This is a genomic window from Mesorhizobium sp. WSM4808 (genome assembly GCF_055811675.1).
In genome coordinates this window covers 166,035-186,941 of sequence record NZ_JBVVQX010000004.1, presented here as the reverse complement: position 1 = coordinate 186,941, position 20,907 = coordinate 166,035, and the positions used below count along the sequence as shown (strand labels likewise).

General features: G+C 63.2%; 20 protein-coding genes. 10 read left to right on the top strand and 10 right to left on the bottom strand.

Annotation, left to right across the window (positions count from 1 at the left end):
- Nucleotides 1-37: 37 nt before the first annotated feature.
- Entirely contained in the window at nt 38-940 is a 903-nt protein-coding gene (locus AC0L2U_RS08590) for a phosphotransferase family protein (protein WP_292133702.1), read from the top strand.
- Nucleotides 941-947: 7 nt separating this feature from the next.
- Here the strand turns inward: AC0L2U_RS08590 and AC0L2U_RS08585 are convergent, their stop codons facing one another.
- The 3 genes from AC0L2U_RS08585 to AC0L2U_RS08575 all read right to left on the bottom strand — a co-directional run bounded on the left by AC0L2U_RS08585 (nt 948) and on the right by AC0L2U_RS08575 (nt 3,630).
- Nucleotides 948-1,871: a DMT family transporter gene (locus tag AC0L2U_RS08585; RefSeq protein WP_127319198.1), complete on the bottom strand. Its 924-nt coding sequence runs from the start codon at nt 1,869-1,871 to the stop codon at nt 948-950.
- Nucleotides 1,872-1,986: 115 nt separating this feature from the next.
- On the bottom strand, nt 1,987-2,253 hold the full coding sequence (locus AC0L2U_RS08580) for a hypothetical protein (protein ID WP_292133698.1): 267 nt from the start codon (nt 2,251-2,253) through the stop codon (nt 1,987-1,989).
- A gap of 87 nt (nt 2,254-2,340) precedes the next feature.
- On the bottom strand, nt 2,341-3,630 hold the full coding sequence (locus AC0L2U_RS08575; RefSeq protein WP_292632199.1) for an amidohydrolase family protein: 1,290 nt from the start codon (nt 3,628-3,630) through the stop codon (nt 2,341-2,343).
- Nucleotides 3,631-3,799: 169 nt separating this feature from the next.
- Here AC0L2U_RS08575 and AC0L2U_RS08570 point away from each other — a divergent pair, with 169 nt between their 5' ends.
- Nucleotides 3,800-5,554, top strand: coding sequence for an ABC transporter ATP-binding protein (locus AC0L2U_RS08570; protein ID WP_292133693.1), 1,755 nt, complete (start codon nt 3,800-3,802; stop codon nt 5,552-5,554).
- A gap of 156 nt (nt 5,555-5,710) precedes the next feature.
- On the opposite strand, the gene ilvD is transcribed toward AC0L2U_RS08570, so the two are convergent.
- Nucleotides 5,711-7,555 carry a dihydroxy-acid dehydratase gene (gene ilvD / locus AC0L2U_RS08565; protein WP_027039695.1) on the bottom strand — a complete coding sequence of 615 codons (1,845 nt, stop codon included), beginning with the start codon at nt 7,553-7,555 and terminating at the stop codon, nt 5,711-5,713.
- 251 nt (nt 7,556-7,806) lie between these two features.
- On the opposite strand from ilvD, the gene AC0L2U_RS08560 reads away from it, so the two are divergent.
- Entirely contained in the window at nt 7,807-8,277 is a 471-nt protein-coding gene (locus AC0L2U_RS08560) for a VOC family protein (RefSeq protein WP_127266620.1), read from the top strand.
- A 76-nt stretch (nt 8,278-8,353) separates the two neighbouring features.
- Here the strand turns inward: AC0L2U_RS08560 and AC0L2U_RS08555 are convergent, their stop codons facing one another.
- On the bottom strand, nt 8,354-9,946 hold the full coding sequence (locus AC0L2U_RS08555; protein ID WP_292632195.1) for a peptide chain release factor 3: 1,593 nt from the start codon (nt 9,944-9,946) through the stop codon (nt 8,354-8,356).
- A gap of 236 nt (nt 9,947-10,182) precedes the next feature.
- Here AC0L2U_RS08555 and AC0L2U_RS08550 point away from each other — a divergent pair, with 236 nt between their 5' ends.
- Complete coding sequence (locus AC0L2U_RS08550) at nt 10,183-11,256, top strand: NAD(P)/FAD-dependent oxidoreductase (RefSeq protein WP_127808106.1); 1,074 nt, start codon at nt 10,183-10,185, stop codon at nt 11,254-11,256.
- Here the strand turns inward: AC0L2U_RS08550 and AC0L2U_RS08545 are convergent.
- From AC0L2U_RS08545 to AC0L2U_RS08535, 3 genes are all read right to left on the bottom strand, one after another.
- Nucleotides 11,250-12,623: an amidase gene (locus AC0L2U_RS08545; protein ID WP_127396465.1), complete on the bottom strand. Its 1,374-nt coding sequence runs from the start codon at nt 12,621-12,623 to the stop codon at nt 11,250-11,252. The two genes, AC0L2U_RS08550 and AC0L2U_RS08545, sit on opposite strands and share 7 nt — an antisense overlap.
- Before the next feature lie 329 nt (nt 12,624-12,952).
- Nucleotides 12,953-13,753, bottom strand: a complete 801-nt coding sequence (locus tag AC0L2U_RS08540) for a class II glutamine amidotransferase (protein ID WP_127266625.1) — start codon at nt 13,751-13,753, stop codon at nt 12,953-12,955.
- Nucleotides 13,754-13,768: 15 nt separating this feature from the next.
- Nucleotides 13,769-14,017: a DUF6356 family protein gene (locus AC0L2U_RS08535; protein WP_128287501.1), complete on the bottom strand. Its 249-nt coding sequence runs from the start codon at nt 14,015-14,017 to the stop codon at nt 13,769-13,771.
- A 115-nt stretch (nt 14,018-14,132) separates the two neighbouring features.
- Between AC0L2U_RS08535 and AC0L2U_RS08530 the strand changes: the two genes are divergently transcribed.
- From AC0L2U_RS08530 to AC0L2U_RS08505, 6 genes are all read left to right on the top strand, one after another.
- Nucleotides 14,133-14,603 carry an Lrp/AsnC family transcriptional regulator gene (locus AC0L2U_RS08530; protein WP_127332244.1) on the top strand — a complete coding sequence of 157 codons (471 nt, stop codon included), beginning with the start codon at nt 14,133-14,135 and terminating at the stop codon, nt 14,601-14,603.
- A 404-nt stretch (nt 14,604-15,007) separates the two neighbouring features.
- On the top strand, nt 15,008-15,493 hold the full coding sequence (gene dut, locus AC0L2U_RS08525) for a dUTP diphosphatase (protein WP_127396467.1): 486 nt from the start codon (nt 15,008-15,010) through the stop codon (nt 15,491-15,493).
- Nucleotides 15,493-16,155, top strand: a complete 663-nt coding sequence (locus AC0L2U_RS08520; RefSeq protein ID WP_127408497.1) for an HAD family hydrolase — start codon at nt 15,493-15,495, stop codon at nt 16,153-16,155. Before dut ends, AC0L2U_RS08520 begins: the two co-directional genes overlap by 1 nt.
- Before the next feature lie 72 nt (nt 16,156-16,227).
- The gene (locus AC0L2U_RS08515; RefSeq protein ID WP_127808109.1) at nt 16,228-17,082 is read left to right on the top strand and encodes a hypothetical protein; all 855 of its coding nucleotides are present in this window, start codon (nt 16,228-16,230) and stop codon (nt 17,080-17,082) included.
- A gap of 80 nt (nt 17,083-17,162) precedes the next feature.
- On the top strand, nt 17,163-17,966 hold the full coding sequence (locus AC0L2U_RS08510) for an isocitrate lyase/PEP mutase family protein (protein WP_128287500.1): 804 nt from the start codon (nt 17,163-17,165) through the stop codon (nt 17,964-17,966).
- A gap of 14 nt (nt 17,967-17,980) precedes the next feature.
- Nucleotides 17,981-18,979 (top strand): proline racemase family protein, encoded by a 999-nt coding sequence (locus AC0L2U_RS08505; protein ID WP_127398287.1) that lies wholly within the window; start codon nt 17,981-17,983, stop codon nt 18,977-18,979.
- A 9-nt stretch (nt 18,980-18,988) separates the two neighbouring features.
- Here the strand turns inward: AC0L2U_RS08505 and AC0L2U_RS08500 are convergent, their stop codons facing one another.
- Nucleotides 18,989-19,699, bottom strand: coding sequence for a sulfate transporter family protein (locus AC0L2U_RS08500; RefSeq protein ID WP_473601733.1), 711 nt, complete (start codon nt 19,697-19,699; stop codon nt 18,989-18,991).
- A 175-nt stretch (nt 19,700-19,874) separates the two neighbouring features.
- On the bottom strand, nt 19,875-20,792 hold the full coding sequence (locus AC0L2U_RS08495; RefSeq protein WP_127321750.1) for a DMT family transporter: 918 nt from the start codon (nt 20,790-20,792) through the stop codon (nt 19,875-19,877).
- Nucleotides 20,793-20,907 lie beyond the last annotated feature (115 nt).

Below are 20,907 nucleotides of genomic sequence, written 5' to 3'. Positions count from 1 at the left end.
CCGTCGCTGCGACAAATAACAGCATGGGGGCGCAGGCATGGTGACAGACGAGGCGCGTGCGGCACTGGACGCCATTCCCATGCTGGCCGGCTACAGCGGGCCGCTGGAACGGCTGGGCGGCCTCACAAACCTCGTCTTCAAGGCCGGCGACTTCTGCCTGCGCATTCCCGGCAAGGGCACCGAGGAATACATCAACCGGGCCAACGAAGCGGTGGCTGCACGCGAAGCGGCAAAGGCAGGGGTCAGTCCCGAGGTGCTGCATGTCGACCCCGGTACCGGGGTGATGGTGATACGCTACATCGCTGGCGCCGAGACGATGTCGCCGGAGAAATTCCGGACACGTCCGGGCAGTCCGGCACGCGCCGGCGAAGCCTTTCGCAAGCTGCACGATTCAGGCGCGGTGTTTCCCTTCCGCTTCGAATTGTTCGCGATGATCGACGATTACCTCAAGGTGCTGTCCACCAAGGAGGTCGCCCTGCCCGCCGGTTATCATGACGTGGTGCGAGACGCCGAGAGCGTCCGCTCGGCGCTGGCCGCCCATCCGCTGCCGATCGTCGCCTGCCACTGCGATCCGCTGTGCGAGAACTTTCTCGATACTGGCGAGCGGATGTGGATCGTCGACTGGGAATATTCGGGCATGAACGATCCGCTCTGGGACCTGGGCGACCTCAGCGTGGAGGGCAAGTTCGACGCCGCCCAGGACGAAGAGATGATACGCGCTTATTTCGGCGGCGAGGCAAGGCCGGCGGAGCGCGGCCGCATCGTCATTTACAAGTCAATGTGCGACCTGTTGTGGACCTTGTGGGGGCTGATCCAGCTCGCCAACAACAACCCGGTCGATGATTTTCGCGCTTATGCCGATGGCCGTTTCGCTCGCTGCAAGGCGCTGATGGAGACGCCGGAGTTTTCGCGGCATCTGGCAGCAATACACCGGGGCTGAGCCTGGACTAACTCACGCCCTTCGGCACGTTTTCGGGCGGCACAGTGGTTTCGACCACTTTCTGGCGATGGAAGATGAACAGGCCGGCGAGAACAACGATGGCCGAGCCGATCAGGATGCGCGGACCGGGAACGTCGCCGAAGAACACCAGGCCGAACACCACCGCCCACAGCAGCAGTGTGTAGTGCAGCGGCGCCAATGTCGAAGCCGGCGCCAGCTTGAGCGCCCTGGTGATCATCAGGTGGGCGCCGCAGGAGACGATACCGAGCAGCAGCATGGCGCCGAGATCGAGTGCCGACGGCGTCTGCCAGGCGCCGATGGTCAGCACACCGCCGACCAGCAGCGTGCCGATGGTCTGCCATGTCACCAGATTGGTGTCGCTGGTGCCACGCAGGCGGCGGTTGAGGATAATGGCGAAGGCGAAGGAGATGCTGCCTACCAGCGCAAAACCCGATGACAGCGAGAACGCCGCCGAGGACGGTTTCAGCATGATCAAAACGCCGCAGAAGCCGAGCAGGATCGCCATCCAGCGGCGCCAGCCGACCTTTTCGCCAAGCAAGAGGTGCGAGAGTGCCGCAACGTAGATCGGCCCGGCCATGTAGAAACTCATCACATCGGCAAGCGGCAGATAGACCACGGCGGCATAGAAGAGCGCGGTGTCGAGCGTGGTCATCACCACCCGCAGCAGCTGCAGCTCCAGACGTTCCATGCGAAACAGCTTGGCCGGCCCCTGATTGGCGATCATCGGGCCGAGCACGAAGAAGGCGCCGATAGAGCGGATCAGCACCACCTGGCCGACGGAGAAGCTGGCGACCAGCCACTTGCCCATGGCGTCGTTCAGTGCAAACAGGAAGTCGCCGGCCAGCATCAGCAGAATGCCGGCCAGAAGCACATTCCTGATCGTCGAATTCTGCGCCACGGGCTGCGTCATGCCGATCCCGATTCCTCCCTAGTAAGCCGCGTCGTAGACGGAAGCGGCGGCTTTGACGAGGAGAAATCCGGAAATCGGCAAGGCCAGCCTCGGGAATCGGCTGGGTCTGCGCGATTCAGTTCCCTTTTGGCTGCGGCCTGAGAATAATGGGCCGATAGATCACCGGCCTGTCCCAAGGGTCGAAAGCCGGGGAGCGTCTGAGCTCCGCACGCCGCTCCAGATCGATGCGCTGCAGACACTCGGCAAAGGCGTCATTCTTCTTGACGAAGCCGTAGGACCGGCATTTCGCTTCGTCGGCGGCGCGGCGATCCTCTGCCGTTACCGTCATGCAGCCGGCGCAAAGCGCCGACAACGCCACCGCCATCACAGTCTTGCGCCACATGGAATCCTCCTCGGAACAAAGTGGAGGCTTAATGTAAACTTATTTCGCGACGAGCGAAGCTTTGAGCTTTGATGCAGATGTGGCGTCCTATTGGGCCTGATGCGAATGGTGCCGTCGGTTCACAAGTACCGGCCTTCCGTCGATGGACAGCCTGGTTTCCTGCTTCGTCCGCTCCGCCACCACCTTGCCCCTGGCGATGACGCACAGGCGCTCGGCGCGCAAGCGCAGGGCTTCGACCGGATTGCCGGCATCGAGGACGACAAGGCTGGCGCGCTTGCCGACCGCCAGGCCGAGATGATCGAGGCCCATGATCGCGGCATTGACGTTGGTGACCATGTCGAAGCAGCGCGCCATCTCGGCCGGGCTCGACATCTGAGCGACGTGCAGGCCCATGAAGGCGACATCGAGCATGTCGGCGGTGCCCAGCGAATACCAGGGATCGAGCACGCAATCCTGGCCCCAGCCGACGCGAATGCCGAGCGCCAGCATTTCCTTGACCCGAGTCAGGCCCCGGCGCTTCGGGAAGGTGTCGTGGCGGCCCTGCAGCATGATGTTGATCAGCGGATTGGGAATGACCGAGACGCCGGCCTCGGCGATCAGCGGCAGCAGCTTCGAGACGTAGTAATTGTCCATCGAATGCATCGAGGTGAGATGCGAGCCGGCGACCTTGCCTTGCAGACCAAGGCGCTGCGTCTCATACGCAAGCTGTTCGATGTGACGCGACAGCGGATCATCGGTCTCGTCGCAATGCAGGTCGACCATCAGGCCGCGTCTGGCCGCGATCTCGCACAGCTCCGTTACCGAGCGCGTGCCGTCGGCCATGGTGCGCTCGAAATGCGGGATGCCGCCGACAATGTCGACGCCCATGTCGAGCGCGCGAATGGTGTTTTCACGCGCCGATGGAGCACGATAAAACCCGTCCTGCGGGAAGGCGACCAGTTGCAGGTCGATATAGGGGGCGACCGTCTTCTTGACCTCGAGCAGCGCCTCGACCGCCAGCAGCCTGTCATCGCAGACATCGACATGGGTACGGATTGCGAGCAGGCCCATCGACACCGCCCAGTCGCAATAGGCCAATGCGCGATCACGCACCGCCTCATGCGTCAAAAGCGGCTTCAACTCGCCCCACAGCGAAATGCCTTCGAGCAGCGTACCCGACGCGTTGATGCGCGGAATGCCGTAGGAGAGCGTCGCGTCCATGTGGAAATGCGGATCGACGAAGGGCGGCGAGACCAGGTTGCCGCGGGCGTCGACCTCGGTCCGCGCAGGACCCTGCAGGGTGGGCTCGATCGCCGTGATCGTCTCACCGTTGATGCCGATGTCGGCAACCCTGCCATCAGGCAGTGTGCCGCCGCGAACGATAAGGTCGAAAGCCATCTGTCGTCATCCCGTCAAAAGAATCATCTGATAGTGCCGAGGCTGAAAATCGCATCCCGTCGATGCCGCTTGCAACAGCGGTTTGTCCGCGGCGGCCGCGGATGGTTCCATCCGGCCGCAACTCCCTCTATAAGCCGCCTTCGTTGTCCCGATTTCAAGGATCCGCCGTTTGTTTCGTTTCTTCCGCTCGACGGAAAACCAGCGCCTCGTTGCGAGGTTGATCCGGGAATCCTTTTATCAGCACAGGTTTGGCTACGGCGCCGCCATCTTGTCGATGCTTGTGGTGGCCGCCACGACCGGCGCCAGCGCCTGGATTCTCAAAGAGATCACCGACGAATTCGTGGTCTTCAAGCGGATTGACCGCGTCAACCTGATTGCGGTGGGGGTCGCCACGATCTTCATTCTCAAGGGTCTCGCCAACTTCATCCAGGCCTATTTCATGAGCCGGGTCGGCAACGCCATCATCGCCGACCGCCAGCGCAAGATCTACGACCGCATCCTGGCGCAAGGCATCGAATTCTACCATTCGACCTCGTCGTCCGACCTGATCACACGCATGACCAACAATGCGCAGGCGGCGCGCAACGTGCTCGACCTCGTTGTCACGTCCTATGTGCGCGACCTGTTGTCGCTGGTTGTCCTGGTAGGGGTCATGGTCTGGCAGCAGCCAGCCCTGTCTATAATCTGCTTCGTCGTCGGCCCGTTGGCTATCTACGGGGTCAACCGCATCCTCAAACGTGTTCGCAAATTCGCCGCGATGGAGTTTCGCTCGGTCGGCCAGATCGTGCAGGTGATGCAGGAAACGGCAATCGGCGTGCGCGTCGTCAAATCGTTCAACCTCGAAGGCGCAATGCGCAACCGCATGTACAAGGCCGTGTCGGACGTCGAGAACCGGGCCAATAACATCGCGACGCTGGAGGCTGCGACAAGCCCGGTGATGGAGACGCTGGCCGGGCTGGCAATTGCCGGGGCCATCTTCGTCAGCGGCTTCCTGGTCTTGCAGGGCGGCCAGATGCCGGGAAACATCATGGCCTTCATCGGGGCGCTCCTGTTTGCCTATGAGCCGGCAAAGCGCCTTGCCCGCGTGCGCATATCGCTGGAAAGCGGTATTGTCGGCGTGCGCATGATGTTCGAGCTCGCCGACCAGCCGCTGACTCTGGTCGAGAAGCCCGACGCGAAGCCGCTTCTGGCCGGACCGGGCGAGATCCGGTTCGACGCCGTCGACTTCGCTTATCAAAACGGGCCGCCGGTGCTGGACAGGTTCGATCTGACGCTTGCGCCCGGCAAGATGACGGCGCTGGTCGGGCCTTCCGGCGGCGGCAAGTCGACGATTCTAAACCTGATCATGCGCATGTACGACCCGAAGAGCGGCAAGGTGCTGTTCGATGGTCAGGATATTTCCCATGCGACGCTCGCATCGCTGCGGGAAAAGATCGCCTATGTCAGCCAGGATACATTCCTGTTTGCCGGCACCATCATGCACAACATCCGGCTTGGGCGCGAGGGTGCGACCGACGAAGAGGTTATCGCCGCCGCCAAGGCGGCCAACGCCCATGACTTCATCAGCGCGCAGGCGAAAGGCTACGAGACGGATGTCGGCGAGAATGGCGGCCTGCTATCGGGCGGCCAACGCCAACGGATCTCGATCGCACGCGCCATGCTGCGCAATGCCGAGATCCTGCTGCTGGACGAAGCGACCAGCGCGCTTGATGCCGAATCGGAAGCGCTGTTCCGCGACGCGCTGCAGCAATTGACGGAAGGCCGCACGACGATCGTCATCGCGCACCGTCTGTCGACGGTGCACCAGGCAGACACGATCGTGGTGCTCGAAGCCGGCAAGGTGGTGGAAAGCGGCCCGCACAAGACCTTGCTCAAGCAGGGTGGGCTCTACCAGAAGCTTTATGAGTATCAGTTGATGCCGTGATGGTGTTCCGGTGTTGGAGCCAGCCCCCTCATCCGGCCCTTCGGGCCACCTTCCCCCCGAGGGGAGAAGAGATCGTCAGCGCCGGCGCCAGCCTCTTGTCCCCAGCGGGGAGAAGGTGGCCGCGTAGCGGCCGGATGAGGGGCCTGGGCGCAAACCTTATTCCGGCACAAACCTCACCGCGCCCTTGGCCGCGCTGGTCGCCATGGCGGCATAGGCTCGCAAGGCGGTCGTCACCTTGCGCTTGCGCTTTTCCTCGGGCTTCCAGGCCAGGGCGCCCTTGGCCTCCATCGCCGCCCGGCGGGCAGCGAGTTCCGCCTCATCGACAGCCAGGCGGATGCTGCGGTTCGGGATGTCGATCTCGATCGTATCGCCCTCCTGCACCAGCCCGATCAGCCCGCCTTCGGCGGCTTCCGGCGACGCATGGCCGATCGACAGGCCCGACGTGCCTCCCGAGAAGCGGCCGTCGGTGACCAGGGCGCAGGCCTTGCCGAGCCCTTTCGACTTCAGATAGCTGGTTGGATAAAGCATTTCCTGCATGCCTGGGCCGCCGCGCGGCCCTTCATAGCGGATGACGACCACATCGCCGGCCTTGATCTCGTTGGACAGGATCGCCTTGACGCTGGAATCCTGGCTTTCGAAGACGCGGGCCGGTCCGGTGAACTTCAGGATCGATTCATCGACGCCGGCGGTCTTCACGATGCAGCCGTCGAGAGCCAGATTGCCTTTCAGCACGGCGAGGCCGCCATCTTTGGAAAAGGGATGTTCGGTCGAGCGGATGACGCCTTTCTCGCGGTCGAGATCGAGTTCGTCCCAGCGGCGGTCCTGGCTGAAAGCGACCTGTGTCGGCACGCCGCCAGGGGCGGCGAGGAAGAAATCACGCACGCTCTGGCTGGTCGTGCGGGAAATATCCCAATGGTCGAGCGCTTCGCCCAGCGTTCGCGTGTGCACCGTCGGCAGGTCGCGGTTGAGCAGGCCGGCATTGTCGAGCTGGCCGAGGATGGCCATGATGCCGCCGGCGCGGTGCACGTCTTCCATGTGCACGTCGGACTTGGCCGGAGCAACCTTGCACAGCACCGGCACCTTGCGCGACAGCGCGTCGATGTCGTCCTGATCGAAATCGATTTCGCCCTCATGCGCGGCGGCGAGAATGTGCAGCACGGTGTTCGTCGAGCCGCCCATGGCGATGTCGAGCGTCATGGCGTTCTCGAACGCACCTTTGGAGGCGATGTTGCGTGGCAGCGCGGTTTCGTCGTCCTGCTCGTAATAGCGCTGGGCGAGATCGACGATCAGGTGGCCGGCCTCGACGAACAGCCGTTTGCGGTCGGCATGCGTCGCCAATGTCGAGCCGTTGCCGGGCAGCGACAGGCCAAGCGCCTCGGTCAGGCAGTTCATCGAATTGGCAGTGAACATGCCCGAGCAGGAGCCGCAGGTCGGGCAGGCCGAGCGCTCGATGACCTTGACGTCCTCGTCGGAGACCCTGTCGTCGGCGGCCGCCACCATGGCATCGACCAGGTCGAGCGCCTGCGTCTTGCCGGCGAGCACCACCTTGCCGGCTTCCATCGGACCGCCGGAAACGAAGACGGTAGGGATGTTGAGGCGCAATGATGCCATCAGCATGCCGGGCGTGATCTTGTCGCAATTGGAGATGCAGACCATGGCGTCGGCACAGTGAGCGTTGACCATGTATTCGACGGAATCGGCGATCAGCTCGCGCGACGGCAGCGAATAGAGCATGCCGTCATGGCCCATGGCGATGCCGTCGTCGACGGCGATGGTGTTGAATTCTTTGGCGACGCCGCCGGCCTTCTCGATCTCGCGCGCCACCAGTTGGCCGAGATCCTTCAGATGGACATGGCCCGGCACAAACTGGGTGAAGGAGTTGACCACCGCGATGATCGGCTTGCCGAAATCGCTGTCCTTCATGCCGGTGGCGCGCCAGAGGCCGCGAGCGCCGGCCATGTTGCGGCCATGGGTGGTGGTGCGGGAGCGATAGGCAGGCATGTTTTTTCCTTGGTGGCTGGCCACAGCCAGGCATGGCGCGGCGGAGCTGAATTCGGACCGCAGGCGTTATAGACGCGCAAGCCCGGTCTGGCCACAATTTTGCAATGCGCCAGATTCTCTCAAAAAAAATGCGTAGCGCTGTCGGATGGCGCACTGCATGCCCGTCCTTAGGCAGACGACATGGAAATGGCACCACGTTCGGAGTCAGCCGTTTCGCCGTAACGCAACCAAAACAACCCGAGGAGCACGACATGCAAAAGATCACCACCTGCCTGTGGTTCGACGGCCAGGCCGAAGAGGCCATGAATTTCTACGTCTCCATCTTCAAGAATTCGAAGGTGCTGAGCGTAATGCGCTGGCCCGAAGGCCACGCCGATGAAGGCAAGGTGCTGGTGACCACGTTCGAACTCGACGGGGTGCAATTCCAGGCGCTCAATGGTGGACCGCAGTTCAAGCACACCGAGGCGATGTCGCAGTCGATCGACTGCAAGACGCAGGAAGAGGTGGATTACTTCTGGGACAAGCTCATCGAAGGTGGCGGCCAACCGTCGCAATGCAGCTGGCTGAAGGATAAATTCGGCGTCTCCTGGCAGGTCGTGCCGGAGCAGCTGCCGCGCCTGCTTCTGGATCCGGACCGGGCCAAGGCCGGCCGCGTGATGTCGGCGATGATGCAGATGAGCAAGATCGACATCGCCAGGATCGAGGAAGCGGCGAGAGGATAGTCGAGGGTCGGCGCTGCCCCTCATCCGCCCTTCGGGCACCTTCTCCCCGTGAACGGGGAGAAGGGAAAACTGGCGCCTACGCCGCCTTGTCGCGGACCTGATAATCCTTGATCGTGGCAAACGTGATCGCCTTCCAGCGTTCCGCTTCGTAGTTCAGCGAGAAAGCGTGCTGGGCGAGGAACACCGGATCATTGTCGAGGTCGCGGGCGATGTCACCGCGATGCGCCTCGATGAAGCGAAGCGTCTCGGCCTTGTCGTCGGCGGAGATCCAGCGGCACACGGAAAAGCGCGACATCTCGAATTCGACCGGCAGCGTGTATTCGAAGTTCAGCCGTTCCTTCAGCACGTCGAGCTGCAGCGCGCCGACGACGCCGACGATGGCCGGCGAGCCATCCTCCGGCGAAAACAGCTGCACGACGCCCTCCTCTGCCATCTGGTGCAGCGCTTCCTTGAGTTTTTTCGCCTTCATCGCGTCGCCGAGGCGCACACGACGCAGGATTTCCGGGGCGAAATTCGGAACGCCGCGGAACAGTATCTCCTCGCCTTCGGTCAGCGTGTCGCCGATGCGCAGCGTGCCATGGTTGGGGATGCCGACGACATCACCGGCAAAGGCCTCGTCAGCGGTGACGCGGGTGCGGGCAAAGAAGAACTGCGGCGCCGACAACGACATCGGTTTTCCCGTGCGCACCAGCTTGGCTTTCATGCCGCGCTCGAGCTTGCCGGAGCAGACGCGGACGAAGGCGATGCGGTCGCGATGGTTGGGATCCATGTTGGCCTGGATCTTGAAGACGAACGACGTCATCTTCTCCTCGGTCGCCTCGACCTTGCGGGTGTCGGCCTCCTGCGCGCGCGGCGGCGGTCCAAAAGCACCGAGCGCCTCGATCAGGTCGCGGACGCCATAATTGCGCAGCGCCGAACCGAAATAGACCGGCGTCAGATGGCCCTCGCGGAAGGCTTCTATATCAAGGGGTCTGCACGCTTCTCGCGCGAGCTCCAGTTCCTCGATGAAGGCTTCGCGCTCGTTTTCCGGCAGCAGGCCGGCAACGCGGTTGGAATCGGGACCGTTGACCGGCGTGCGTTCTTTCTCCGCGTCGCCCCTGCGCACGGCATTCAGCGCCAGATGATAGGTGCCGGCAAAATTCTTGCCGCGGCCGATCGGCCAGGTGACGGGGGCAGTATCCAGCGCCAGCTTCTGTTCGATCTCGTCCAAAATCTCGAACGGATCGCGGCTTTCGCGGTCCATCTTGTTGATGAAGGTGATGATCGGAATGTCGCGCAGCCGGCAGACTTCGAACAGTTTCAGTGTGCGCGGCTCGATGCCCTTGGCGGCATCGATGACCATGACCGCCGAGTCGACCGCCGACAGCGTGCGGTAGGTGTCGTCGGCGAAATCCTCGTGGCCGGGCGTGTCGAGCAGGTTGAAGACATTGTCCTCATACTCGAAGGTCATCACCGAGGTGACGACCGAGATGCCGCGCTCGCGCTCGATCTTCATCCAGTCGGACCGCGTCTGGATCTTGTCCTTCTTGGCCTTGACCTCGCCGGCGAGCTGGATGGCGCCGCCGAACAGCAGCAGCTTTTCGGTGAGCGTCGTCTTGCCGGCGTCCGGGTGCGCGATGATCGCGAAGGTGCGGCGGCGTGCCACTTCTTCTTCTATTGCTTCGGGCATTCTCTGGGATTTCCGTGTGACAGGCCGGGCTTCTAGCAGCGCAGTGCCGGCCTGTCGACCGGTCCGGCGGCTCGGGCGCTGCTGATCGCCGCCTCACCGTCAGAGCATACAGCTCAGTCGTGCTGTGGCTCCGGCCAGTGCATTGCCGCATATTTTACGCTGCGCGATGTTGGCAAGCGGCTGCCGGGATGGCACTGGATGAACATCCCTCCGGATGACGAGGAAGAGGAGCAAGCATGACTGCGGCGAAACAAGTAATCGTCATCGGCGCCGGCATCATCGGTGCCTCCACCGCCTGGCATCTGAGCAGAGCGGGTGCGCAAGTGACGGTGATTGCCGACAGTGCTGCCGGTGGGGTGGCGACGCCAAATTCGTTCGCCTGGATCAACGCCAGCTGGGGCAATCCGGAGCCCTATTTCCGGCTGCGCACCCGCGCCATGGCCGAATGGTCGCGGCTGGCGCAGGACCTGCCCGACCTGCCGCTTATCTGGTGCGGCGGCCTGTGCTGGGACTTACCGGCGGCCGACATGGAAACCTACGCCACGGAACATTCCGCCTGGGGCTATGGCATCAGCCAAGTCGACCGCGCCGGTGCAGCGCGCATCGAACCTAATCTCACCGAGCTTCCGGATTTTGCCCTGCATGTTGCCGAAGAAGGTGTCGCAGAGCCCGTGGCCGCCGTCCGTGCCCTATTGGCAGACGCGAAGCGACATGGCGCGAAGACCATCTCCAGCACGGTGACGGCCCTGGTCCAGACCGGCGGCAGGATCACCGGTGTCGACACATCGCATGGCCTGATTGCATCGGACGAGGTGGTGGTCGCGGCCGGCGTTGGCTCGCCGGAGATCGCCGCGACCGCCGGGATCAACCTGCCGATCGAAACGCCGCCCGGCCTGATCGTCCATTCGCGACCGCACGAAAAGCTGCTCAACGGGCTGGTGCTGGCCGAGCGGCTGCACATGCGCCAGACGGCGGAAGGCCGCATCATCGCCGGCTCGGATTTTGGCGGAGCCGATCCGGGCATGGATGCCGAAGCCACCGCCCACGCCCTGTTTGCGGCCATGAAGGCCATGCTGCGCGACAGCGATGGGTTGGAACTCGATTTCCACACGGTCGGCTACCGGCCGACGCCGATCGACGGCTTTCCGATCATTGGCCGCGCCGAGGGCTTGGACGGTGTCTATGTCGCCGTCATGCATTCCGGCATCACGTTGGCGCCGGCCATCGGCCTGTTCGCCGCTCGGGAAATCCTCGACGGCGAGCGCGACCCCTTACTTGCCCCTTATGGATTGTCGCGTTTCGCTCAATAGGCGGGCGGACGCCGAAAGCCGCCGGTCAGTGGTTCGATTGCCCTGGCGATGCCGAGCAGCTGTGACTCCGACCAGCGTTTGCCGACCAGTTGCAAGCCGATCGGCAAGCCCTCGCTGCCCTGTCCGCATGGGATGGAAAGCGCCGGATGGCCGCTGTAGTTGAAGACGGCGCCATAGGCCGGCAGCATCCAGTAGCTCTGCTCCTTGCCGTCGACCGTGATCGGCGTGCCCGGCTCGCAATGCGGGAAGGCGGAAGTCATGGCGACCGGGCAGAGCAGCGCGTCATGGTTTTCGAAAAACCGGTCCCAGGCGAGAATGGACCTGTCGCGGCGGGCGAGTGCCTCGAACCAATGCGAGACCGGTGTCGGGTTCTCCGGCGACTCCGGCTGGGCGGCCTCCAGCATCATGCCGATCAGCGCGCCGCCCTGCTCCAGATCGTGGTGCAGATCGAGTTTCGGCAGTTTTGCCTCCTCAACGAGGGCACCGGCCGATTGCAGCTGCCTTGCGAGGTTTTCGACCGCGGCGCTGATGTCGCCGGCCACCGGAAAGCCGGGAAAGGACGGCGCGAAGGCGATGCGCAATGTCCTAGGGTCGAGCTTCGGCATATCCTGGACCGGCACCGGAGCAAGATCGGTGTCGCTTCCATCCGGGCCGGCGATGATTTGATAAATCAGCGCCAAATCTTGCACGCTGCGCGCCAACGGCCCGAGGCAGGACATCAGCCGCACGCTGCGCGCGGCACCGCCGGGATCGGGGAAGGCACCGGCCAGCGAGACACGATGCTCCGTCGGCTTCAAGCCATAAACACCGCAAAAGGCGGCCGGCAGCCGGATCGAATCCTGCATGTCTGTGCCCACGTCGAACGGCGTCATCCCCAAGCAAATTGCCGCTGCCGCGCCTCCGCTGGAGCCTCCCGCCGTGCGCTGGAGATTCCATGGATTGTTGGTGCGGCCGAACAGCGGGTTGTTCGATTGCCAGTCCGAAAGCATGGCCGCGACATTGGTCTTGGCCATCAGCACGCCGCCGGCCGCTTTCAGTCTGATGACGACCGGGCTGTCCTGCTTGGCGACATAGTCGGCAAAGGGCGGGAAGCCGACCGTGGTCCTTATGCCTGACGTTTCGTGCATGTCTTTCAGCGTGAACGGCACGCCATGCAGAGGTCCGGGTGCGGCGCCGCGCGCCTGGGCAGCGTCCGCCTTCTTGGCACGCTCGCGGGCGCCTTCCCTGTCGAGCGAGATGACGGCATTCACCGCATGGTTGTGCGCATCGATTTGCGCCAGATAGGCGTCGAGTGCTTCCACGGCGGAGATTTTGCGCTTGGCGATGGCTGCAGCGAGATCGACGGTTGAGGAGAAGACGATGTCCATCAGGAATGCTCCGGCTTGGCCGCGCGTGCCTGACCAATTGGCGGAACGCGGCGCGATTTCAAGCGGAGTTGAGCATTCGGTATTCGCTAGTGCTTGATCGAAGTTGTGCTGCCGATGTCGGCACTCTACGGCGCCCCCCTCTGGCCTGCCGGCCATCTCCCCCTCAAGTGGGGAGATTGGATAGCGTCACGGCTTTCGCCAATCTTCAACGTTGCAAGAACGCGCGGTCGGCGAAGCTGCCAATCTCCCCACTTGAGGGGGAGATGTCCGGCAGGACAGAGGGGGCGCTGGCCCGCGACTTTGCAGCATTTGCGATCCGGCGAAGAAACTTACCCGACCAGCGCCAGCTTTGCCGCCGCTGGAGCAAACGGGCGAATGCTGATGCCGTCCCGCGTCATCGTGACAAAACTCGATGGCGGGATCGCTTGCCAGTCGCCGCCCTCGCGGTCGAACGGCTCGGACACGATGCAGCGGCCGCCGCCCTTGCGCAAGACGGAGGTGTAGAGCGTCGGCGCGTGGGCGTCGGTGGCATAGCGCACCGCATGCAGCGCCTGTCCATCCGAGAAGGCGGCGGTGAGCTTCAGCGCTGGTTCGAGGCCGGCGCGGCGCGAGGCTTCGAGCACGCGGCTAGTGGCGCGGGACACCGCGCCTTGCGGATCGCCGGCCAACCCTTCGTCGATCATCAGCAGGAAAAAGAGTTCGGAATCGGTGGTGCCTTCGCGCTGGTCGAAGACGGCGTCTGACAGCGAATTCTCCAGCGCGCGGCGGATCTTCTCGAAGCCGCCGATCTGGCCGTTGTGCATGAACGACCAGGCGCCGGAGATGAACGGATGGCAATTCATGCGGCTGGTGGCGCCGCCGGTGGACGCCCGTACATGGGCGAGGAACAGGCCGGATTTGATCTGCCGGCACAGGCTTTTCAGATTGGGATCGGACCAGGCCGGCAGGATATCGCGATAGAGACCCGGCTCTGGGCGGTCGCCATACCAGGCAAGGCCGAAGCCGTCGCCATTGGTCGGCGATTTCGCTTCCTGGGCGCAATGGCTCTGGGCGATCAGCGAGTGACAGGGCGCCGTGAGGATGTCTTCGAGAAAGACCGCTTCACCGAGATAGGCCGCCCACCGGCACATCGCTTCTGTCGTCCTCTAGGCGCGATCCATAAGAGCCGCAGGCTCCTTGATCGCGTGTGTGCCTCTGTTGTGCGTCCGCTCGTAAAGCTCGCGAACGATTCGGCTGGCGGTAGTTTCAAACAGAAATGGCAAGAAAGCATGAACGAGCGCAGCACAAGCCGCCATCAACAGGCGCGACGAAAACCAGGCGGCAAAAGCCATATGACTGAGATAGGTTTCGCCGACCTTGGCCGGATGAGAGGTGAAAATCCTTGCGACCGACATGCTGGTTCCCCTTCAGCGCTTCAAGTTCCTGATATGAGTATCCTGACACGCTTCGCCGGTTCATCGGTCTCAAAATGTCCTTGTATTTCGGTGATCCTTGGGACAAACATCCCACATGACGCTGGAAATTGACGAAATCGACCGGAAATTGCTCACTGAGCTGCAACGCGACGGCACGCTGTCGGTCGACCAGCTGTCGGAACGGGTGGCGCTGTCGCGCAATGCCTGCTGGCGCCGGGTGAGGCGGCTGGAAGAGGCTGGTGTCATCACCGGCAGGGTGGCGCTGGTCGATGCCGAAAAGCTCGGGCTTGGCCTTTCCGTCTTCATCCTGATCCGCACGTCCAACCACGATCCGGAGTGGCTGCAGAAGTTCCGGGCGGCGGTGACCGGCTTTCCCGAGATCATCGGCGTCTACCGCATGTCCGGCGACCTCGATTATGTCTTGCGCGCCCGCGTCGCCGACGTGAAGGCCTATGATCGGCTCTATCAGCGGCTGATTGCCAAGGTGGCGCTGTCGGACGTTTCCGCGTCGTTCGTGATGGAGGAAATCAAGGAAACGACCGTCGTTCCGATGGAACTGCGTTAGGGGCAGCGCATGTGGGATTGGGTAGTGTCTCGGTATGAACTGGGCGCTTCTGGTCTTTAGGTCCGGTGGGCCTCGTGTAGCCTTAGCAATTCTGACTTGGCATCCACCAAAACCTGTTTCCAATGAGCGATATCGTCCGGCGTCGCTGGTTCTGGCAAAGCGTTTGCTGCATAGGCCTTCAACATGGCCTCAGCGAGACGCTTGCTAGACTCTGCAGTGCTTCTCAATAGGGCTAAGATGTCGGGTTGGTCATCGGCCTGATTATCCATGCGGCCAACATATCGAAATTCGAACAGTTAGGCGACAAACTACCGGACCGGCCATCGTGCCGCCCAAAAGAAAGCCGTTGATAGAATTACAGTCGAGTTGACCGAATCGCCGTTCGCGCCGATAGGATCGATTTTATGCGCGCAGCCCTTCAAACTTCCTCCGTCATCGGTCCGACCGTCGGCTTCGTCAGGTTGCCGCATGCTGAAGGACTTCCCCTTCCCGCCTATGAAAGCACTGGTGCCGCCGGCATGGATCTGCGCGCCGCTGTGCCGGACGACCGGCCGCTGCTGATCCTTCCGGGAAAGCGCGCTCTGGTGCCGACCGGGCTGATCCTGGAAATTCCGGAAGGCATGGAGGGCCAGGTGCGGCCCCGCTCCGGACTTGCTTTCAAGCACGGCCTGACCGTCCTCAACACGCCCGGCACCATCGATAGCGACTATCGCGGCGAGGTGAAGGTGCTGCTGATCAATCTCGGCGATGAAGACTTTGCCGTGACGCGCGGCATGCGCGTCGCCCAGATCATCTTCGCTGCGGTGGCCCAGGCGACCGTGGAAGAGCGCAGTCTGGCCGGTGGTACGGCGCGTGGCGCGGGCGGGTTCGGATCGACCGGCACCGCCTGATGCCTGAACTGCCTAAGCTTGTCATCTTCGACTGCGACGGGATCCTGGTCGATACAGAGAATTTGGCCAATCGGCGTCTCGCCGAATGGCTGACTGCTGCCGGCTATCCGACAAGCTTCGAATATTGCCGCAAGAATTTCTCCGGCCGCAGCATGGCGTCGGTGCAGAAAGAGATCGAAGAAGAGACCAGCGTCAGGCTCGGCGCCGGTTTCGTCGATCGCTGGAACGCCGGCCTGCCGGACCTGTTTGCCCACGGCGTCGAAGCGATCCCCTACGTCCGCGAGTTCGTCGAAGCCGTGCGTTCAGCCGGTATCGCCTATTGCGTCGCCACCTCGGCCCGGGTGTCGAAGATGCACATCACGCTTGGCCAGACCGGGCTGCTGCCGCTGTTCGAACACGCGATGTTTTCCTCGACCATGGTCAGCCGTGGCAAGCCGTTCCCGGACCTGTTCCTGCATGCGGCCAAGACCATGGGCTTCGCGCCTGCCGACTGCATCGTCATCGAGGACAGCGTCGCCGGCACGCAGGCCGGGATCGCCGCCGGCATGCGGGTGTTTTCCTACCATGCCGATCCCTATTCCGACCGCGCCGGCCTGATCCAGGCCGGCGGCATCCTGTTCGACGACATGCGCGAGCTGGCCGGGCTGGTGCCGATCCACTGACCTGATCTTCAGCCTGCAGCTGTACGCCTCGATTGTCCGTGCTAGCTTGGCGCCGCCAACTCGAGGCCACGCATGAACCCCAGCCTGCTCCGCCTCATCCTCGCCTTGATGCTGGCGCCGTTTCTATGGACCGCGGCCGGCGCGCAAGCCATCAGCTTTCCGGAGCTCGGCAGCGCTCTGCCCGGCCGCACGGATGTCACCTATCTCGACCTCGCGAGGATGGTCATTCCGGATCTCGCTGCGGACAAGGACGGCTTCTATAGGGGTGGGTTGCCGATCGAGATGCGTCATATCGAGGGACCGGACAGCGGCGGTTCGCCGCCCGAGACTTCGGGCTTTTCCAATGCCGCGGTGCTCGCCATCAAGGCCGGCGGCAAGGATCGGCTGACCATGCTGTTCGACCTTGGCGATTCTCCCGACAGCGCCGAAGGCTATGCGGTGCTGGCGCTCTACGACATCACGGCCAAGCCAAAGCTGCTCGACGCCGTCAATGTCGCGCTCGACCGCGGCACCTATTTCCACGAGCCGGGCAGACTTTCGGTCAGCGCCAACGATGACGTCCTCATCACCATGAGCGCGCATTTCAATTCGAGCCAGAACTATGTGATCACGCCGCTGATCATGATCCGCGACGACAAGTTCGAACCGATCGACATGATCTATACGTTCGACGAAAACCTGTGCGCCTACAGCCGCAAGCAGGACGTGACTTTGCAGACCGTAGGCGACGGCCAGCCTTATGCCGCCATCAAGGTGACCGTGACCGACTCTACTGTGCTGAACGGCGAAAGCTGTGACGACACTCCGCCCAGACCAGAGTCCCACGAGATTTCCGTCACCTATCACTGGGACAAGAAGACATCGCGCTACACCAAGGATTCCGACGCGCTGGACAAATTGGCAGGAGAGAACGCCAATCGCTTCTGAACCAACCGCATTCGTTTGCCCGGTCAAATCGGGCAGGATAAAATCCGCTTAGCCACACCGCACATGATGGGGGAACTACCATGGACAAGGGCAAGATCTTTCGCGACCTGCATGCCTCGACCTTCGTCATGCCCAATCCCTGGGATATTGGCACGACGAAGCTGCTGGCCTCGTTCGGTTTCACGGCGCTGGCGACGACCAGCGCCGGCTTTGCTTTTTCACGCGGCCTGCCGGATGGCGCCGTGACCTTCGACCAGATGATCCACCATTGCCGCGAGGTGACGGCGGCGACCAGCCTGCCTGTCTCCGCCGACCTCGAGAAAGGCAAGGGCGACAGCGCCGAGCAGGCCGCCGAAACCGTCTTCGCGGCCGAAGCGGCCGGCCTTGCCGGATGCTCGATCGAGGACCACACCGGCGATCCGGACAAGCCGATCTATGATTTCGCGCACGCCGTCGAGCGCGTTGCGGCGGCGGCGGAGGCGGCGCGGGCGCTGAAGCGCGATTTCGTCTTCACCGCGCGGGCGGAGAATTTCCTGTGGGGCAAGTCCGACCTCGACGACACCATCAAGCGGCTGCAGGCCTTCGAGAAGGCCGGCGCCGACGTGCTCTATGCGCCCGGCATCGGCGACGTCGAGATGATCCGCACGCTCTGCTCGGCGGTCAACAAGCCGGTCAATGTCATGGCAAAGCCTGGCTTCACCATCGCCGACCTCGCCATGGCCGGCGTCAAGCGCATCTCGCTCGGGCCGTGGCTGACCAATTTCGCCTATGGCATGCTGGAAACGGCGGCGCGCGAGATCCAGCAGGACGGCACCTTCGGCTTCACCCGCGCCGCCATGCCGTTCGGCAAATTGCAAGCCCTCTTCGGCAAGTCTTCAGCTTGAACGGGGCCCATCGCATGACGCTTACCGTCGTCGATATGCATACCGGCGGCGAGCCGCTCAGGATCGTCACCGGCGGCTATCCCAGTGTCCCCAAGGGCACGATCCTGGAAAAGCGCGCCTATGTGCGCGACCATCTCGATCATCTCAGGAAGATCCTGATGTTCGAGCCGCGCGGCCATTACGACATGTATGGCGCCCTGCTGGTCGAACCCGACCTGCCCGGCGCCGACCTCGCCGTGCTGTTCATGCACAATGAGGGCTATTCGACGATGTGCGGCCACGCCATCGTCGCGCTCGGCCGCTACGCCGTAGATGAAGGATTGGTGGCGAAACAGGAACCAATCACGACAGTCAATATCGAGGCGCCGTGCGGGCTGGTCGTCGCCTCGGTCGAGGTCAGGGACGGCAAGGCCGGTGCGGTGTCGTTCGAAAGCGTGCCGGCGTTCCTGTTCGCCGGCGGGCAGACGATAGAGCTGGCGGGCCACGGCACGATCGGCTTCGACGTCGCCTATGGCGGCGCTTTCTACGCGCTGGCCGATTGTCACCAATTCGGGCTCGAATTCGGCAAAAGCCGGGTGCGCGATTTCGTCGATGCGGCAACCGCGCTGACGGACAGGCTCAAGGCCGAATTTCCGCTGTCGCATCCCGACCACGGCGACCTTGCCTTCCTCTACGGCACCATCCTGACCGATGGCCGCGATGCTTTTTCCGATGGGGTGACCAAGAACATCTGCGTCTTCGCCGAGGCGGAGGTCGACCGCTCGCCGACCGGGTCCGGCGTCACCGCAAGGCTGGCGGCCATGCATGCCAAGGGCGAGATCGCGATCGGGCAGACGCGTATGTTCGAAAGCATTGCCGGCTCGCGTTTTTCGGGAGCCGTGGTGCGGACGGCGAAGGCTGGCCCGCACGGGGCGATCATCGCCCGCGTCGGCGGCCGCGCCTATTATAGTGGCAGGACGGAGTTTATCGTCGAAGCGGACGACGAGCTCGGACGCGGATTCCTGTTGCGCTGAAGAAAATGCTCAGCGGCGCGAGGAGCGAGCCACTTCCCGCACCGAGATCGCCTTGTGCAGATGCACCATCACGGCGGCGGCGAAGAGCGGCGTCAGCAGGTTGAGCAACGGCACGGCGAGGAAAGCCGCGATGAGCAGCCCGGCGAGAAACACCGTGCCGGCATAGTGCCTGCGCAAGGCCCTGGCCTCTTCTTCCCCGCGAAAGCGCATGGCAGCGAATTCGAAGAACTCGCGCCCGAGCAGATAGCCGTTGACGATAAAGAAGGCGGCTATGTTGACGCCCGGCACCAGCAGAAGCAGCAGGGCGACGATGTTGCCGAGAATGACGACGGCGAGGAATCGCGCCGACAGCACCAGCGAGCGCAGCGCCGGCATGGCGCGACCGGTCGGATCGCCGGGATAGTCGGTGCGCTCGACCACTTCGGCGATATCGTCGAGGAACAGGCCGGCGACAACAGCCGTCACCGGCGCGATGAGCAATGCCATGCCGAAGGCAAGCGCTATCGCGGCGATGATGCCACCCAGCCAGCCGGCCCAGGACGGTATGCCGGGCAACAGCGTCTGCAGCCACGGCAGGGCGAGCCACTCGACGAGGCTGGTCAGGCCGAACCACAAGGCGACAAGCGCCAGCAGCGTCAGACCCAATGTCTTGAGGAACACGGCCCGAAAGGGAGGCGAGAGCAGCTCGAAGGCCGCAGTGCGGGCAGCGTCGAAAATCACCGTGCTTTACCCCCAGGTCACACCAGACACCGTCGAAAAGGCGGATACTTCCGAGATAAGCAGAGCACGGCATGAGCGCAAGCAGGCCGGTTCTTTTGCTTTGACGCAGTCCCCAAGGGGAGAGCGCTATGCGCTTTTCCCGGGAAAACCGCTTCGAACTTGTCCTGGAATTGCTCTACCGCGCAAATGCTGGCTTTCGAACCGGAATGGTCATGGCGGCGACCCCAGCCACGACAAACCCCATGCCCAGCCATGCCGTCGAGCCTAGGCTTTCGCCGAGGAAAAGGGCGCCGATGCCGACGCCGATCGGCACCCGCAGATAGGCCTGCGAGGTGGTGCCGACCGAACCCAACGTGTGGATGAGGCGGAAATAGATGACGAAGGCCAATGCGGTGGAAAACACCGACAGGCCGAGCAGGGCCAGAATCGATGCGGCCGAAGGCGCCAGCGTCCACGGCTGGTCGAACACCAGACTGAGGGGCACGAGGATGACGGCGCCGCACAGCATCGAACCGGCGGCAGGCAGCATCGGATCGAGACCCTTGAAGCCGCGGCCGAAAATGGCGGCCCCGGCATAGCAGATTGTTGCCGCTACGATGGCCAACTGCGCCCACAACTCGTGACCGAGACCACCCAGTGCCTGCGTGCCTATGATGAGACAGATGCCGGCAATGCCGGCGCCGACGCCAATCAGCTTCCGCACCGTGACCGGCTCGTGGCGGGTGATGAGCGCTGTCAAGAGGAAGGTGAAGATCGGCGAGGTCGCGTTCAGGATGGTGGCGAGGCCGGCATCGACCGAACGTTCCGCCGCGGCGATCAGGGTGAACGGGATGACGCTGTTGAGGCAGGCCTGGAAGGCGAAGCGGCGCCAGCTTGCCGCATCGCCCGGCATGGCGAGCCCGCGCCAGCGGAGTATGGCAAACAGGATACCACCGGCAATCAGGGTGCGGGCGGCAATGAAGGTGACCGGCGGGATGGTTTCGACGCCGATCTTGATGAAGGTGTAGGAGGCGCCCCAGAGCACCGCCAGCACGACGAGCAGCGCAAGGTCGGTGGTCATGTCGTTCTTTGCAGGCTCGTTCTTTGTCGGCATGGCTCGCCTTCAAACGGGATCGGGTGAGCCAGGCTTGTAGGCGGTCCGGCGATGAAATGCTTCGGCCACGGTCGAATTGTCATAGCGCCTCGCGGCTGATGCGCCTTTTGCCTGT

Excerpts from the sequence above, each read along its gene's own strand:
- AC0L2U_RS08590 (WP_292133702.1), top strand. The coding sequence starts at position 38 with ATGGTGACAGACGAGGCGCGTGCGGCACTGGACGCCATTCCCATGCTG.
- AC0L2U_RS08585 (WP_127319198.1), bottom strand. The coding sequence starts at position 1,871 with ATGACGCAGCCCGTGGCGCAGAATTCGACGATCAGGAATGTGCTTCTG.
- AC0L2U_RS08580 (WP_292133698.1), bottom strand. The coding sequence starts at position 2,253 with ATGTGGCGCAAGACTGTGATGGCGGTGGCGTTGTCGGCGCTTTGCGCC.
- AC0L2U_RS08575 (WP_292632199.1), bottom strand. The coding sequence starts at position 3,630 with ATGGCTTTCGACCTTATCGTTCGCGGCGGCACACTGCCTGATGGCAGG.
- ilvD (WP_027039695.1), bottom strand. The coding sequence starts at position 7,555 with ATGCCTGCCTATCGCTCCCGCACCACCACCCATGGCCGCAACATGGCC.
- AC0L2U_RS08560 (WP_127266620.1), top strand. The coding sequence starts at position 7,807 with ATGCAAAAGATCACCACCTGCCTGTGGTTCGACGGCCAGGCCGAAGAG.
- AC0L2U_RS08555 (WP_292632195.1), bottom strand. The coding sequence starts at position 9,946 with ATGCCCGAAGCAATAGAAGAAGAAGTGGCACGCCGCCGCACCTTCGCG.
- AC0L2U_RS08550 (WP_127808106.1), top strand. The coding sequence starts at position 10,183 with ATGACTGCGGCGAAACAAGTAATCGTCATCGGCGCCGGCATCATCGGT.
- AC0L2U_RS08545 (WP_127396465.1), bottom strand. The coding sequence starts at position 12,623 with ATGGACATCGTCTTCTCCTCAACCGTCGATCTCGCTGCAGCCATCGCC.
- AC0L2U_RS08540 (WP_127266625.1), bottom strand. The coding sequence starts at position 13,753 with ATGTGCCGGTGGGCGGCCTATCTCGGTGAAGCGGTCTTTCTCGAAGAC.
- AC0L2U_RS08535 (WP_128287501.1), bottom strand. The coding sequence starts at position 14,017 with ATGTCGGTCGCAAGGATTTTCACCTCTCATCCGGCCAAGGTCGGCGAA.
- AC0L2U_RS08530 (WP_127332244.1), top strand. The coding sequence starts at position 14,133 with ATGACGCTGGAAATTGACGAAATCGACCGGAAATTGCTCACTGAGCTG.
- dut (WP_127396467.1), top strand. The coding sequence starts at position 15,008 with ATGCGCGCAGCCCTTCAAACTTCCTCCGTCATCGGTCCGACCGTCGGC.
- AC0L2U_RS08520 (WP_127408497.1), top strand. The coding sequence starts at position 15,493 with ATGCCTGAACTGCCTAAGCTTGTCATCTTCGACTGCGACGGGATCCTG.
- AC0L2U_RS08515 (WP_127808109.1), top strand. The coding sequence starts at position 16,228 with ATGAACCCCAGCCTGCTCCGCCTCATCCTCGCCTTGATGCTGGCGCCG.
- AC0L2U_RS08510 (WP_128287500.1), top strand. The coding sequence starts at position 17,163 with ATGGACAAGGGCAAGATCTTTCGCGACCTGCATGCCTCGACCTTCGTC.
- AC0L2U_RS08505 (WP_127398287.1), top strand. The coding sequence starts at position 17,981 with ATGACGCTTACCGTCGTCGATATGCATACCGGCGGCGAGCCGCTCAGG.
- AC0L2U_RS08495 (WP_127321750.1), bottom strand. The coding sequence starts at position 20,792 with ATGCCGACAAAGAACGAGCCTGCAAAGAACGACATGACCACCGACCTT.